The 16,249-nt window shown below is 74.7% G+C and carries 5 protein-coding genes; 4 read left to right on the top strand and 1 reads right to left on the bottom strand.

Translation table 11 applies throughout. From position 1 onward, the window contains the following. Positions 1-176 precede the first annotated feature (176 nt). The 3 genes from IH26_RS0138420 to IH26_RS0138410 are packed head-to-tail and all read left to right on the top strand — an operon-like array spanning position 177 to position 7,284. Positions 177-1,448, top strand: coding sequence for a glycosyltransferase family 2 protein (locus IH26_RS0138420; RefSeq protein ID WP_030441208.1), 1,272 nt, complete (start codon positions 177-179; stop codon positions 1,446-1,448). Further along, positions 1,445-4,402, top strand: a complete 2,958-nt coding sequence (locus IH26_RS57270) for a class I adenylate-forming enzyme family protein (protein ID WP_063763798.1) — start codon at positions 1,445-1,447, stop codon at positions 4,400-4,402. Before IH26_RS0138420 ends, IH26_RS57270 begins: the two co-directional genes overlap by 4 nt. Further along, complete coding sequence (locus IH26_RS0138410; RefSeq protein ID WP_051809266.1) at positions 4,399-7,284, top strand: non-ribosomal peptide synthetase; 2,886 nt, start codon at positions 4,399-4,401, stop codon at positions 7,282-7,284. Before IH26_RS57270 ends, IH26_RS0138410 begins: the two co-directional genes overlap by 4 nt. On the opposite strand, the gene IH26_RS0138405 is transcribed toward IH26_RS0138410, so the two are convergent. Further along, positions 7,271-7,933 carry an HAD family hydrolase gene (locus IH26_RS0138405; protein ID WP_030441205.1) on the bottom strand — a complete coding sequence of 221 codons (663 nt, stop codon included), beginning with the start codon at positions 7,931-7,933 and terminating at the stop codon, positions 7,271-7,273. The two genes, IH26_RS0138410 and IH26_RS0138405, sit on opposite strands and share 14 nt — an antisense overlap. A 6-nt stretch (positions 7,934-7,939) precedes the next feature. On the opposite strand from IH26_RS0138405, the gene IH26_RS64090 reads away from it, so the two are divergent. Beyond that, positions 7,940-16,177, top strand: coding sequence for a non-ribosomal peptide synthetase/MFS transporter (locus IH26_RS64090; RefSeq protein ID WP_063763797.1), 8,238 nt, complete (start codon positions 7,940-7,942; stop codon positions 16,175-16,177). Positions 16,178-16,249: the final 72 nt, after the last annotated feature.

Below are 16,249 nucleotides of genomic sequence, written 5' to 3'. Positions count from 1 at the left end.
CCTCCGACCGGCCAGGCAGTGACTACCATCGATGGGTTTACTCCACGTGAGACAGCCGAAGGGCCGGTTCGCGCGTATTCGCGCGTAATCGCACACGGGACTCCATCTTGACATGGCATTCTCGCTGGTGTTCGCTCAGATTCACACAAAAGTCGTGATGCCCACGGGGGCTCCTGATGCGCTTCGGGTATGTCTGCTGGAGCCTGTCCAGCAACCGGTCGATCGACATGGCGGACCAGCCGCACTCCCTCGCGTGCGCGGCCATCGACGCCGGCCACGAGGCTTACCTGATCGGCGCCGAACCGCCCGCCGGCCGGCCCGGCGTGGCACACGTCCCGCTCGCGCCCGCTCGCGCCGACCACCAGTACCTGACCGCTTCGCTCGGCCACGCCGACCGGGTCTACGACACGCTGCGCGCCGTCCCGTTCGACGTGGTGGTGCTCGTGGAGCCGGCCGCGGCGTTCACCGCGCTGCGGGCCAAGCGGCTGCTGGGCGAGTTCGCCGAGACCCGGCTCGTGATCGCGGCGAATCCCGCCGGCCGGCCGGCCGCGGGCGAGCCGCCGGCGAGCCTCGCGGAGATGGTCGACCGGCACCTGGAGGACTACTGCCGGCGGTACGCCGACGCGCCGGTGCCCACTCCGGCCGCCGGGCCGGCCGGCGCCGAGCCGCCGCTGGTCAGCGTGCTGATCCCGATCCGGGACCAGGGGCATTACCTGACCGCGGCGATCGACTCGGCGCGCCGGTGCGGCCATCAGCCACTGGAGATCGTGGTCGTCGACGACGGCTCGACCGATCCGCGGACGCTCCAGGTGCTCGACGGCCTGACCGGCGTGGTGACCTGCCGGCAGTCCCACCGGGGGCTGCCGGCGGCGCGCAACGCCGGGCTCGCCGCGGCCCGCGGCGAGTTCGTCGTCCCGCTGGACGCCGACGACGAACTGCCACCCGGCTTCGTCGGGGCGGCGGTTCGCGCGCTGACCCGCGAACCGGGTCTGGGCGCCGTCGGCGGCTCGGTGCACAACGTGGGGCTGCTCGACCACGTGAGTGTCCCGGTCGGCTTTGTGCCCGACCTCAGCCTCGTGGTCAACACGTTCGGCCGGGCCACCGCCGTGTTGCGCACCGCGGCGCTGCGGTCGGTCGGCGGCTACGACGAGAAGTTGCCCGCCTACGAGGACTGGGACCTGTACCTGCGGCTGCACAAGGCCGGCTGGGGCGTGGAATACCTGCCCCTGCCCGGCCAGGTCTACCGCCGCCACGCCGACTCGATGACGTTCCGGCAGGACGAACGCAGCCGCATCGCCCTCACCCAACGGCTGCTGCGCACCCACGCCGACCTGCTGACCGACCGGACCGGGCTGCTGCTGACCCTGGTCGATCTGTGGAAGAGCCGGTACGAGCCGAGCGCCTCGGTGGCGCTGCGGCAGGGCCTCGCGCTGGTGCCGGCCGAATGAGCACGACGGTGCCCGCGCTGCTGGCGGCCCGGGCGGCCGGCGAGCCCGGCCACGTCGCGCTGCGACTGCCCGAGGGGCCGGTGCTGACCCTGGGCGCCTGGGAGGAGCGGTCCACCGCCGTGGCCCGGGCCCTTGTCGCGCAGGGCATCCGGCCCGGTGACCGGGTGGCGATGCGGCTGCCGTGGCTGGACTACGCGGTGGCGTACGTGGCGGTGCAGAAGGCCGGCGCGGTCCCCGTACCGCTGTCCGGCGGCCCGGAACCGGCGCTGCACGGCGCGGTGCGGGTGCTCACCACCCTCGACGGCCTGTCCACCGCCGGCGACGTGCGCCTGCCGCCGGTGCGGCCGGACGACCTCGCCCAGGTCATCTCCACGTCCGGCACGACGGGCGAACCCAAGGGTGTCGCCGCCACGCATGCCAACCTCACGTACGGCTTCGAACCGCAACCGCGGCGCCGCCGGTTCGCCCACTCCCGGACGTTCCTGCACGCCTTCCCGATCGGCACCAACGGCGCGCAGAACATGCTGCTGTACGCGCTGGCCGCCGCGCCCACCGCGATCCCGCTCGCCGAGTTCGACAGCGAACGCGCCGCCGCGCTCGTCCAGGAGCACCGGATCGGCACCGTGTTCCTGGTGCCCACGATGGCCATCGACCTGGTCGGTGCCGGGGTGGCCGACCGGTACGACCTGTCCAGCGTCGTGCTGGTCAGTTCCTCGGCGGCCGCATTGCCGCCGGCGGTCGCCGTGGCGCTCGGCCGCGCCTTCCCCCGCGCGACACTGGTCAACTTCTACTCCTCCACCGAGTCGGGGCCGGCCGAGACGACGATGATCGTGGACCCGGAGCGGCCCGGCTCGGTCGGCCGCCCGCCGGCCGGGGATGTGCGCATCGCCGACCCCGACGACGACGGCATCGGCGAGGTGTGGCTGCGCTCGCCGGTGGCACCCCGGTCGTATCTCGGCGACCCGGGAGCCACCACGGCCACGTTCCGGGACGGCTGGGTGCGGATGGGCGACGTCGGACATCTCGACCCCGACGGGTACCTGTTCCTTGTCGACCGGGAGTCCGATCTGGTGAAGTCGGGTGGGTTCCGGGTATCGACGCTGCGTGTCGAGGCGGCCGTCTACGAGCACCCCGCAGTCGCCGAGGCTTGCGTCGTCGGTGTCCCGCACCCGGCGCTCGGCACGGCGGTCGCGGCGGCGGTGGTCCCGCGCCGGCCGATCGACGTCGAGGAGCTGCGCACCCACCTCAGCGAGCGGTTGGCCCGGCACGAGGTGCCGCTGCGGTTCGCCACCGTGGAGTCACTGCCCCGCAACGAGACCGGCAAGGTGGTCAAGCGCGAGGTGCGGCGGCTGTTCACCACCGCGCCACGCCGCACCGGCACGACCCCGCGCACCCCGGCCGAGACCGCCCTCGCCCGGCTGTGGACGCGCGTGCTGCGGGTGTCGGCGGCGGCCGCCGACGATGACTTCTTCGCGCTCGGCGGCGACTCGCTCGCCGCCACCCAGCTCGCCACGCTCGCGTCCGAGACGTTCGGGGTGGCGGCGAACGTGGCGCTCGTGTTCGACGCGCCGGTGCTCGCCGCGCAGGCCGCGGCGCTCGTGGCGCTGGGCGCCCGGCCCGACGAGCCGGCACCGGTGGAGCCGGGCGGCCTGGGCTCCACTCAGGAGTACTTCCTGGACTGGATGCACGTGACCGCCGACCGGCAGATCCAGCCGGTGACCGTCGCCCTGCGGGTTCGCGAGCCGCTGGACCTTTCCGCGCTCGACCGGGCACTGGCCGGCCTCGTCGAGCGGCACGAAATGCTGCGTGCGGTGTTCACCCGCACCGGCATGCGAATCCAGCCTGCCGGGCGGGCCGAGCTGTCCACGTTCGACGTTTCGGGCGAGGAGGAGGCGTACGCGGTCGCCTGCGCCGAGGTGGAGCGGGCGTTCGACATCCACGCGGGGCCGCTGCTGCGGGTCAGCGTGCTCCGGCTCGGGCCGGCCGAGCAGATCCTGCTGCTGATCGTCGAGCACCTGGTGTTCGACGGGATGTCGTACGGGGTGCTGCTGCGCGAGCTGGGCCTGCTCTACTCGGCGTACCGGCTGGGCCGACCGGCGCCCGCGCTGCCCGCCCTGCCGCTGACCGCCTCGGCGTTCTTCGCGCGGACCCGACCGGCGTGGGCCGCCAACGGCGACTTCTGGCGGCAGCGGCTGGCCGGCGCCCCGGCTTCGCTGCCCCGCCTTCCCGGGCACGACCCGGCCGCCACCCGCTACGTCGGCCGGTCCGTGGACTTCACCGTGCCCGCGCCGGTGGGCCGGGCACTGCGGGAGTATGCCGGCCGGCAGCGGGTCACGACGTTCATGGCGGCGCTGGCCGCGTGGTGCGCCGTGCTGCGCGACTGGACCGGCGCCGACGACATCGTGGTGCAGACCCCGGTCACCGGGCGCACCCACCGGGAGGACGAGTCGCTCGTCGGCTGCCTCGTCCAGCTCCTGATGATCCGGGTGCCGCTGGCCGCCGGCACCTTCGACGAGCTGGTGTCCACCGTCCGCGCGCGCGTCGTGGAGGCCGCCGACCACCAGGTGCACCGGTTCCTCGACGTGGCCGCGATGGTGCCGTATCCGGTGCACTTCTTCTTCGAGAGCTGGGGCGGCCCGGCGCACCTGCCGGGCGTCGACTCGCAGCCCTACCCGCTGCCGGCGGAGCTCCGCCTGCACTGGCCGTTCGCGCCCGGCGACCCGGACCTGTCCGCGCCCCGGCTGTCCCTCGTGCAGCAGCCCGACGGGGAACTGGCCGGCCGCCTGCTCTACAACGACCTCGCCTACCAGCGCGCCACCGTCGCGGCCCTCGGCGATCGGCTGGTCGCCATCCTGTCCAACCTAGCCGCTCAATCGAACCCCGCCGCTCAGTCGAACCCCGCCGCTCAGTCGAACCCCGCCGCTCAGTCGAACCCCGCCGGGAGGACACCGTGACTCCGCCCAGCACTGCACCGGCTGCTGGCATCACCCTCAGTACGGCCCAGTCCGGGCTGTGGGTCAACGAACAGCTCGGCACGGCCGGCGGGGTGTACGCCATGCCGTTCGCGGTGGCGTTCACGGGGGCGCCGGATCTGGCGCGGCTCGTGGCGGCGGTCGAAGCGGTGACCCGGCGCCACCCGGTGCTCACCGCGCGGGTGGCCGAGAACGAGGGAGTGCCAAGCCTGGTCCCGGCGGCGACGCCCCCGGCCGTCGAGCGGGTGGCCGAGGCCGAGCTGGACGCGTTCGTCCGCCGGCCGTTCGACCTCGCCACCGGGCCGCTGTCCCGGTTCGCGCTGGCCCGCACCGGAGCCGACCGGCACGTGCTGCTCGCCGTCGCGCACCATCTGGTCTTCGACGGGCAGTCGACCGACGTCTTCGTCCGGGACCTGGCCCGGGCGTACGCCGGACAAGTCCTCCCGCCGCTGCCGCCGCCCGATCCACGGCACGGCGATGTCGAGGCGGCTCGCGAGTTCTGGCAAGCCCGCTGGCGGGAGCCGGCCGAGCCGGTCCTGCCCGGCCGCCTGGGCCCCTCGGTGGTGACCGCGCCCGGCGAGGCCGTCGAGTTTACCCTCCCGGTCGCGCTGACCGACCGGCTGGCCGCCGCCGGGGACACGCTCGGGGTGAGCCGCTTCGAGCTGGTCCTGGCGTCCTGGCACGCCCTGCTACGGCGCTACGGCAACGAGGAGCCGGTCGTCGGTGTCGACCTCGGCACCCGTACCGAGGCCGACACCGACCGGATCGGCCTGTTCGTCAACGAGGTACCGGTGGCCGGGCGGCCGGCACCGGAGGCGACGTTCGCCGAGTACGTCCGGCGGCTGCGCGGCGAGCTGCGCGAGCTGTACCGGCACCGGACCGTCCCGCTGGCCCGCGCGCTGTCCGGGATGAAGCCGGCCGTCGCGTTCGCCCCGGTGACGCTGACCTACCGGCGCCGGATCGCCCCTCCGGAGTTCCCCGGCGTGCCGGCGACCGTGGACTGGGTGGTGTTCTGCGGTACCGCTCGCGGCGCGCTGCGGGTGCACCTCGTCGACGGCCCGGACGGGTTCGACGTCATGCTGCAGTACAGCCCCGAAGTCCTCGCATCGGAGGCAGTCCGGCGCATCGGGCGACACTGGCTCACGCTGCTGGGCGCGGCGCTGACGGCGCCGGAGACGGCGATCGGCGCGCTGCCGCTGCTCGATGACGCGGAACGGGAAACGCTGGCGGCATGGAACCGCACCGGGGTCGACTACCCGCCGGTCACTGTCCTCGACCTCGTCGCGCGTTCGCCGCGGGACGCGTTCGCGGTCGGCACGCTCACCTACGCCGACCTGGACGCGGCCGCGAACCGGGTGGCCCACCGGCTGCGCGCCCGGGGCATCGGCCCCGGCGACACCGTCGCGGTGTGCCTTCCCCGTGGGCCGGAGCTGGTGGTCGCGCTGCTCGGCACGCTCAAGGCCGGCGCCGCTTACCTCCCGCTCGACCCGGCCCACCCGCCGGCGCGTCGCGACGAGATCGTGGCCGACGCCGGCGCGGTGCCGCTGCCCGAGGACGACGGCGACGAGCCACCGGCGGCGCCGCTGCCCGAGGTGACGCCGGCCGACCGGGCGTACGTCATCTACACCTCCGGCTCCACCGGCCGCCCCAAGGGTGTCGTGGTGGGGCACGCCGCCCTTGCCAACCTGCTGCAGGCCATGCGCGACGAACTGGGCGCCGGGCCGGAGACCCGCTTCCTCGCGCACACCTCGGTGTCGTTCGACATCTCGGCGCTGGAGCTGTTCCTCCCGCTGACGGTCGGCGGTTCGGTCGTGGTCGCCGGCGACGAGCAGGCCCGCGACGGGTGGGCGCTGTGCCGGCTCGCCCGGGAGGGGGTCACGCATGTCCAGGCGACCCCCTCCGGTTGGCGGATGCTGCTGGAGGCGGGCTTCGCGGCGCCCGCGGTGGTCGCACTCGCCGGCGGCGAGGCGCTGCCCGCGCCGCTGGCCACCGACGTGCGCGGCCGGGTGGCCCGGCTGTTCAACGTGTACGGGCCGACCGAGACGACGATCTGGTCGACGTGCGGGGAGGTGCCGCCCGGCGCCGCCGAGGTGAGCATCGGCCGGCCGATCGCCAACACCACCGCGTGGGTGCTCGACGAGCGGGCCGAGCCGGTACCGATCGGCGTGCCCGGCGAGCTGTATCTCGGCGGGGCCGGGCTCGCCGAGGGGTACGTGCACGGCGACGCGGGCCGCTTCCCCGCCGTCCGCGACGAACGGCTCTACCGCACCGGTGACCTGGTGCGGTACGCGGAGGACGGCAGCCTGCGGTTCCTGCACCGGATCGACGACCAGGTGAAGATCCGCGGGTACCGGATCGAGCCGGGCGAGATCGAGGCGCGGTTGCTCGCCCATCCCGGAGTGTCGGCGGCGGCGGTCGCGGTCCGCGGCGGCGCGGATTCCTACCTGGCCGCGTACCTGGTCGAGCCCGCCCCCGAGCCGCAGGAGGTGCGCGCCCATCTGGCCCGGCTGCTGCCCGACTACATGGTCCCGTCGGTGTACGTCAGCGTCGGCGAACTCCCGCTGACCCGCAACGGGAAGCTGGACCGGCGGGCGCTGCCCGAACCGCCCGGCCCGGCCGAGCGGCCGGCCGGCGCCGCGCAGCCCGCCGACCCGCTCACCGCGCAGGTCGCCGAGATCTGCGCCGAGGTGCTGCAGCGTGACGTCGGATCGGAGGACAACCTGTTCGACCTCGGCGCGCACTCGCTGACGCTGACCGCCATCGCGGCGCGTGTGCGCAGCCGGCTCGGCGCCGACCTGCCGCTGTACGTGTACTTCGACGACCCGACCGCGGCGCTGCTGGCCGCGGCGATCAAGGGCAACTGATGAGATCGAGCAGCGCCGGCAGGCCCAGCTCGTCGAAGGACGGCAGGACCAGGTCGGCCCCGGGGAAGGACAGGACGGCGGTGACCGGATTCGGTACGGCCACGCAGGTCATCCCGGCCGCCTTCGCGGCTGCCACCCCGGTCGGCGAATCCTCGAACGCGACCGCCTCGGCGGCCGGTGTGCCGAGCCCGGCCAGCGCGGCCAGGTACGTGTCCGGCGCGGGCTTGGGCCGGTGCGCGTCGCCGGTCGCGACGACCGTGAAGGTCTCGCGCGTGCCGAGCCGGTGCAGGTGCGCGGCCACCCAGTCGCCGGTGGCGCTGGACGCGACCGCGAGCCCGAGCCCGAGCCGCACCGCGTCGGCGAGGTACCCGGCGACGCCGGGGCGCAGCGGGGACGCGTCCACCAGCGCCAGGTGCCGCTGCCACCATTGCGCCCGCAGCGTCTGCGCGTCGGCCTGGCCGAGCAGGTCGGCGAGGTACCGGAGCATCGCCGCGTCGCTGCCCTGGCCGCCGATCGCGCCGTGCCAGGTGGCCCGGGGCATCATCGGCACACCGCGGGCGGCGAGGATCTCCTCCCAGGCGCGCAACGCGGCCGACTCGGTGTCCACCAGCAACCCATCGAAGTCGAAGACCAGCGCGCGTACGGGCACCGGGCCATGCTAACGGCCCTGTCGCACGCCCAGGAGCAGATGTGGTTCCTGGACCAGTTCGACCCGGGCGATCCGGCGTACCGGATGTGGGTGGCCGAGCGGCTGCGCGGACCGCTCGACGTGCCGGCGCTGCAGGCGGCCGTGCAGGCGGTGGTGGACCGGCACGAGAGCCTGCGCGCGGCGTTCCCGATGGTGGACGGGCGGCCGTGCCATCAGATCCGGGCGACGCTGCCGGTGCCGCTGGAGCGGGTGGACCTGAGCGCCGGGCCCGACCCGGTGGCGGCCGCGCAGGCGGCGCTGGACGCGCGGCTGCGTCAGCCGTTCGACCTCGCGGCGGACCCGCTCGTCCGCGCAACCCTGCTGCGGCTCGGCCCGGACGACCACGTCTTCTGTCTCGTCCTGCACCACATCGTGGTCGACGGTGGCTCCATCGGGCCGCTCTACCGCGAACTCAGCGCCCTCTACCGCGGCGACCGGCTGCCCCCGTTGCCGCCGCTGGAGCCGGCGCCGGTCCGCGGCGATGTCGCGTACTGGCGCGGTCAGCTCGACGGCGCGCCCGTGCTGGACCTGCCGACCGACCGGCCCCGCCCGGCGCTGCGCACCACCCGGCACGGCGCCAGCGTCGATTTCGTCCTGCCCGGCGACCTGACGGCCCGGCTCGCGACGTTGGCCCGCGCCGAACGGTCCACCCTGTTCATGGTGGTGTTCGCCGCTTTCCAGGTGCTTCTCGGCCGGTACGCCGGGCAGCACGACCTGTGCGTGGGCACGGTGCTGGCCGGCCGGGACCGGGAGGAGCTGGAACCGCGGATCGGGCTGTTCACCAGGACCGTCGTGCTGCGCGCCGACCTGTCCGGCGACCCCTCGTTCCGGGAGGTGCTGCGGCGGGTGCGCCGCACCGCGATCGGGGCGTACGCGCACCAGGACGTCCCGTTCACGCAGCTGCCGGTGGTGCGCGATCCCAGCCGCAACCCGTTCTTCGACACCATGCTCATCCTCCAGCCGGCCCAGGAGCACCCGTTCACGCTCGACGGCCTCACGGTCGAGGGGTTCCCCGCCCAGGCACCGGGCGCGAAACTCGACCTGACCGTCGAACTGGTCACGACCGCCGACGGACTGCACGGCTCGGCGCAGTACAACACCGAGCTGTTCGAGGCGGAAACCATCGAGGGGCTCGTCCGGCAGTACGAGGGCGTGCTCCGCGCCGCGGTCGCCGATCCCGACCGCGCGCTGCCGGACCTGTTCGCCCCCGGCGAGCCGCCCACCTCGGCGGCGCCGCCCGCGCCGCCGACCGTCCTCGACCTGCTGCCGATGCCGGGGGGCACGGCCGTCACCGGTGACGACGGCGAGCTGAGCTACCCGAGGCTGCACGAGCGGGCCGGCCAGGTCGCCGCCGCGTTGCACGCCCTCGGCGCCGGCCCGGGCACCGTGGTCGCGGTCTGCCTCGACCGCACGACCGAGCTCGTCGCCGCGCTGCTCGGCGTGCTGCAGGCGGGCGCCGCCTACCTGCCGCTCGACCCGCGGTACCCGGCGCGCCGACTGGCGTTCATGCTCGACGACGCCCGGCCCGCCGCGCTGGTCACGGCCGGGGACACGCTGCCCGGCACCGGGTTGCCCACCGTGGACATGGCGACACTGGACGGCGCCGGGCCGCCGCCGGCCGCGGCCCGCCCGTCCGCCTCCGACCCGGCGTACGTCATCTACACCTCCGGATCGAGCGGGACCCCCAAGGGCGTCGTCGTACCGCACGGCGCGCTCGCCGCCCGGGTGCAGTGGATGCGAGCGCACTACGATCTCACGCCCGCGGACCGGGTGCTGCAGTTCGCCTCGGCCAGCTTCGACACCCACGCCGAGGAGATCTGGCCGTGCCTGGCCGCCGGCGCCACGCTCGTGCTCGCCCCGCCCGGCGGGCTGGAGGACTTCTTCGCCACCCCGGCCGGCGCCGGGCTGACCGTGCTCGACCTGCCCACGCCGTACTGGCACGAGCTGATTGCCGCCGGCGACGCGGTGCGCTGGCCCGCCGCGCTGCGGCTGCTGATCCTCGGCGCCGACCAGGTGCAGGCGCCGGCCCTCGCGAAGTGGCGGGAGCGGGTCGGGGTACGGGTGCTCAACACCTACGGGCCCACCGAGGCGACCATCATCGCCACCGCCGCCGAGCTGACCGGCGCGGACACCGATCGCCGGCCACCCATAGGCCACCCGCTGCCGGGGGTGCGGGCGCTCGTGCTCGACCCCGACGGCCGCCCGGTGCCGCCCGGTGCCGCCGGTGAGCTGTACCTCGGCGGCACCGGCCTGGCCCTGGGTTACCTGCGCCGGCCCGAGCTGACCGCGCAACGGTTCCCGACCGTCCGCGGCGAACGGTGGTACCGGACCGGTGACCGGGTGCGCCTGCGTGCCGACGGCCAACTGGAGTTCCTCGGCCGGCTCGACAGCCAGGTGAAGATCCGCGGATACCGGATCGAGCTGGGCGAGGTCGAAGCCGCTCTCGCCGGCCATCCGGCGGTGCGGCAGGCGGCGGTGCTCGCCCGGCCGGACGCCGCCGGCGTCCGGCAGCTCGTCGCGTACCTCGCCGGCTCGGCCGCCGATCTCCGGCCGTACGTCGCCGAGCGGCTGCCCGCCTACATGGTGCCGACCCGGTACGTGTGGCTGGACGCGCTACCGCTGACCCGCAACGGCAAGCTCGACGTCGCGGCGCTGCCCGACCCGGCCGCCCCGGCACCCGCCGTGGCACCGCTCGAACTGCGCCCGACCGAGGAACTGGCCGCCGGGCTCTGGGCGGAGGCGCTCGACCACCCGGCGATCGGCCTGGACGACGACGTGTTCGACCTCGGCGCGCATTCGCTGCTGGCCACCCGGGTACGCGCCCAGCTGTGCGCCGCGACCGGCGCCGACGTGCCGCTGCACGCCCTGTTCACCCACCGGACCGTGCGCGAGCTGGCCGCCGCCGTGGACGCCCTGCTGCGCGACGGCGGCCGCCCGGCCGAACCGATCCTGGCCCAGCCGCCCGGCCCCGAGCCGGTCCCGCTCTCCTTCGAGCAGGAACGCATCTGGTTCCTGCAGCAGCTCGACCCGGCGGACGCGTCCTACAACATCCCGGTGGCGGTGCGCCTGCGCGGCCCGCTCGACGCCGACCGCCTCGAACAGGCGCTGCACCAGCTTGTCGCGCGACACGAAAGCCTGCGCACCCGCTTCCCGACGGTCGGCGGTCAGCCCGTCCAGGAGGTCACCCGGGACCTGGCCGCGCCCGTGGATCGCCGCAGCGGCGACCTCGACGCGGCCCGGGCGCTGGTCGCCGAGCGGGCGAACGCGCCGTTCGACCTGGAATCCGGGCCGCTGCTGCGTACCCTGCTCGTCGAGGTCGGGCCGGACGAGCACGTGCTCGCCATCGTCGTGCACCACATCGTGGGCGACGGCGCGTCGATCGGCGTGCTGCTCGGCGAGTTGGCGGCGCTCTACGGCGGGCAGCCGCTCGCGCCGCCGCCGATCCGCTACGCCGACTTCGTCCGCTGGCAGCGCAGCCACTTCGACGAGGCGGAACGGGAGCGCCTGCGCGCGCACTGGCAGGCCCGCCTGGCCGGTGTGCCGCCGCTCGAGCTGCCCACCGACCGGCCCCGGCCACCGGTCCGGACCACCCGCGGCGGCCAGGTGCGCCACCCGCTGCCGGCGGCGCTGTCCGACGCGCTGCGGGCGCGCAGCCGCGCCGAACGGTGCACGCTGTTCATGACCTTGCTCACCGCGTTCGAGGTGGTCCTGGGCATGCACTCCGGGCAGGACGACTTCTGCGTCGGCGCGCCGTTCGCCGGCCGCGATCGCGTCGAGCTGGAACCGTTGGTCGGCCACCTGGTCAACACCGTCGTGCTCCGGGCCGACCTGGCCGGCGACCCGACCCTGCGCGACCTGGTGCACCGCACCCGGGCGGCGGCGCTGGACGCCTTCGCCCACCCGCACATCCCGTTCGAGCGGCTGAACCTCGACCGCGACCCCGGTCGCAGCACGCTGTTCCAGGCGATGTTCGCGCTGCAGAACGCGGCGCCGGCCGGGCTGCGGCTCCCTGGCGTGGCGGTCGAGCCGCTCTCGTTCGACTTCACGCAGGCGAAGGTCGACCTGGCCCTGGACGTGTGGGACACGGCCGACGGCCTCTGGCTGCTGTACGCGTACAACGCCGACCTCTTCCACCGGGAACGGATCGAACGGCTGGCCGGGCACCTGGAGCGGGTGCTCGCCGCGCTGGCCGAGGACCCGGGCGTCCGGCTCGCCGAGGTACCGCTGCTCGATCCGGCCGAGCGCGAGCTGGTCACGGCGGCGTTCAACGACACCGCGGCCCCGTACCCGGCCGACGCCACCCTGCCCGGCTTGATCGAGGCCCAGGTGGCCCGGACCCCGGACGCGGTCGCCGTGATGTTCGCCGGGTGCCGGCTGTCCTACGCGGAACTCGATCGGCGGGCCGCCGCCACCGCGGCCGGGCTGCACGCCGCCGGGGTACGTCCCGGCGACCTCGTCGCCGTCAGCCTGCCCCGCTGTCTCGACCTGCCGGTCGCGTTGCTGGGCATCCTCAAGGCGGGCGCCGCGTACGTGCCGCTCGACCCGGGGTACCCGCCGGCCCGCCTGGAGTTCATGCGCGCGGACTCGGGCGCCACCTTCGTCGTGACGGCGGAGAGCCTGGCCACGCTGCCCGCCGGGGACGACGGACGGGTCGCCCCTGGTGCCGGACCCGCCGACACCGCGTACGTCATCTACACCTCGGGATCGACCGGCAAACCCAAGGGCGTCCGGGTCAGCCACACCGCGATCGTCAACCGGCTGCACTGGATGCAGAACTACTACCGGCTCGGGCCCGACGACGTCGTCCTGCAGAAGACCCCGACCAGCTTCGACGTGTCGGTGTGGGAACTGTTCTGGCCGCTGCTCACCGGGGCACGGCTGCTGCTGGCCGAGCCGGACGGGCACAAGGACCCCGGTTACCTGCGCGACCTGATCGTCCGCGGCGGGGTGACAACGGCACACTTCGTGCCGTCGATGCTGGCCGCGTTCCTCGCCGTGCCCGGGCTGGACGCGTGCCGCGGGCTGCGCCGGATCATCTGCTCCGGCGAGGCGCTACCCGCCGCACTCGCCCGCCGGTGCCTGGCCGCACTGCCCGGCGCCGAGCTGCACAACCTGTACGGGCCGACCGAAGCCGCCGTGGACGTGACCGCCTGGCGGTGCGCCCCGGGCGACGAACCGGTCCCGATCGGCCGGCCCGTGCCGAACACCCGCATCTACCTGCTCGGCCGGGACGACCAGCCGGTGCCCCTGGGCGTGCCCGGCGAGCTGCACATCGGCGGCGTCCAGCTCGCCGACGGCTACCACGACCGGCCCGAGCTGACCGCCGAGCGCTTCGTCACCCACCCGGAATTCGGCCGGCTCTACCGCACCGGCGACCGGGCCCGGTGGCGCCCGGACGGCGCCATCGAGTACCTCGGCCGCCTCGACCACCAGGTGAAGCTGCGCGGCCAGCGCATCGAAGCCGGCGAAATCGAGGCCGCCCTGCGCGAGCAGCCCGGGGTGACCGACGCGGCCGTACTGCTGCGCGAGGACCGGCCGGGGGACCAGCGCCTGGTCGGCTACCTCGTGGGTGGCGACCCGGCCGCCGCCCGTGCCGCGCTGCGCGAGTCGCTGCCCGAATACCTGGTGCCCGCGGCGATCGTCGCCGTGCGGGCGCTTCCGCTGACCCCGAACGGCAAGCTCGACCGGGCGGCGCTGCCGGCGCCGGCGCCGGCCCGCGACCTGGCCGGCGCGGCGCCGGCCACCGCCACGGAGAAGCTGATCGCCGAGGTATGGGGGGAGGTGCTCGGGCTGCCGTCGGTGGGTGCCGAAGAGGACTTCTTCGACCTCGGCGGGCACTCGCTGCTGGCCACCCAGGTCGTCGCCCGGCTGCGCGCCCGGCTCGGCGCGGGGGTCAGCGTGCTGGACGTGTTCCGGTGCCGCACCGTTCGCACGATCGCCGCCCTCGTCGACGGGCCGGCCGGCGCGCGGGAGCTGCTCAACCTGCTGACCCCGGCCGGCCGGGTCGCCCGGCGCAGCCTGGTCTGCGTGCCGTACGGCGGCGGTAGCGCGGTGGTGTACCAACCGCTCGCCGACGCGCTGCCCGACGACCACGCGCTGTGGTCGGTGGCGATCCCCGGCGCCGACATCGGGCTCGACCAGGACCGCCTGCCGTTCGCCGAGCTGGCCGCCGCCTGCACCGAGGAGGTGCTGGCCAAGGTGGACGGGCCGGTGGTCCTTTACGGGCACTGCGGTGTCGGCAGCGCCCTGGCGGTCGAGATCGCGCGCCGGCTGGAGGCCGCCGGCCGGGTGGTGGAGACCCTCTACCTCGGGGCCATCTTCCCGTTCGCCCGCCCCGGCAGCCGGGCGCTGTCCGCGGTGTCGCGGCTGGCCCGGCTCGAGTTCCTGCGCGCCGACCAGGGCTACGCCAACTGGTTGACGTCGATGGGCGTCGACATGAGCGACCTCGACCCGGCCCAGGCCCGGCAGATCATCCGGAACATGCGCCGCGACTCGGAGGCGGCCGAGGAACACTTCACCGGCCTGCTCACCGGCGGGGTGCGGCGGCTGCGCGCCCCGATCGTCACGGTGGCCGGCGAGCGCGACCCGGCCACCGACTTCTATCCGGAACGCTTCCGTGAGTGGCACTTCCTCACCGACCGCAGCGCCGTGGTGGTGCTCGACGAGGCCGGGCATTTCTTCCTGAGGTACCGCGCGCGGGAACTCGCCGAGATCGTCACCACCGACCACCGGCCCGGCGCTGCCGGCCGGGACCCGGCCCACCCGCACTGGTACCTGCACGCCGTCTCCGACTCGGACACACCGGTCACGCCGAGCGGTCCGCAACCCGGCATGGGTCGCCTGCTGGCGATCGCCGCGGGTCAGCTCGTGTCGATCACCGGTTCGGCGCTGACCGAATTCGCGGTGCCTCTCTGGATCTACCTCACCACCGGATCGCTCGGCCGGTTCGCGCTGTTCTCCGTGCTGGCACTGCTGCCCGGGATGCTGATCGCCCCGGTCGCCGGCGCGATCGTCGACCGGGCCTCGCGCCGCGCCGTGATGCTCGCCGGCGACCTCGCCGCCGGCCTGACCCAGCTGTGCCTCGGCATGCTGGTGTGGAGCGGGCACCTGCGGATATGGGAGATCTACGCGCTGCTGGTCGCCCTGTCGGTCGCGCTGACCTTCCAGCGCCTGGCGTACGCCTCCGCCGTGCCGCAGCTCGTGCCCAAGCGCTACCTCGGCCACGCCAGCGGCGTCGTCCAGCTCGCCGGCGGCATGGCCCAACTGCTCGTCCCGCTGATCGCCGTCGGCCTGCTCGCCACGATCAAACTCGGCGGCATCCTCGTCCTCGACGTGGCCAGCTACGGCGTCGCGATCGTCGTGCTGCTGGCCGTACGTTTCCCCCGCACGATGGCGTGGCGGCGCAAGGAGCCGCTGGCGAGCGAGATCGCCCGGGGGTTCCAGTACTCCTGGGGCCACCGCGGCCTGCGCACGATGCTGCTGTGGTTCGCCGGCCTCAACGTCTTCCTGGCCCCGATGTTCCTGCTGATGTCGCCGCTCGTGCTGTCGTTCGCGAGCCTGGGCCAATTGGGCCGGGTCGCCTTCGGCGGGGGCCTGGGCGGCGTGGTCGGGGCGCTGCTGCTCACCCTCTGGGGCGGGCCGCGGCAGCGCCGGATGTCGGTCATGCTGGTGTGCACGGTCGCGCTCGGGCTCGCCGGCGTCCTGACCGGCACCCGGCCGAGCCTGGTGGTGGCGGCGGCCGGCGCGTTCGGGCTGGGCTTCTGGCTGACCCTGGTCAACGGGCTGTACACCACGATCGTCCAGGTCAAGGTTCCGCAGCGGTTCCACGGGCGGGTGTTCGCGCTCAACACGCTGATCGCCTGGTCGACGATCCCGTTGGGGGTGGGCCTCGTCGGCCCGTACGCCACCCGGCTGCTCGACGCGCCGGCGCGGCACCTGACCCCGATCGTCGGCGCCGGGCCCGGCCGCGGCATCGGACTCACCTACGTGATCTTCGGGCTGCTGGTGGTCGGGTTCGCGGTCGCGGCGCTGGCCAGCCGCACCCTGGGCCGGTTCGACACGTCGGTCGCCGACGCCGAGCCCGACGACTTGGTGGGCCTGGCCGCACTCGGCCGGGACGCCACCCCCGGCGGGGCGCCCACCGCCGCGGCGAGCCGGACCCAGCCGGCTGCCCTCGCCGCCACCAACTACTCCTCGCCCGGATGACCGGCGTTCTCGTGCGGCGTCAGCGATGGCGCAGTTACGACGTAGGGCCGGCCGTCCAGGGTCTTGAATAGC

It is taken from the genome of Actinoplanes subtropicus (assembly GCF_000721705.1).
Lineage (GTDB): Bacteria > Actinomycetota > Actinomycetes > Mycobacteriales > Micromonosporaceae > Actinoplanes > Actinoplanes subtropicus.
This window is presented reverse-complemented; position numbering and strand designations above follow the sequence as displayed.

Coding starts and splice junctions, on each gene's coding strand:
- IH26_RS0138420 (WP_030441208.1), top strand. CDS start 177: ATGCGCTTCGGGTATGTCTGCTGGAGCCTGTCCAGCAACCGGTCGATC.
- IH26_RS57270 (WP_063763798.1), top strand. CDS start 1,445: ATGAGCACGACGGTGCCCGCGCTGCTGGCGGCCCGGGCGGCCGGCGAG.
- IH26_RS64090 (WP_063763797.1), top strand. CDS start 7,940: ATGCTAACGGCCCTGTCGCACGCCCAGGAGCAGATGTGGTTCCTGGAC.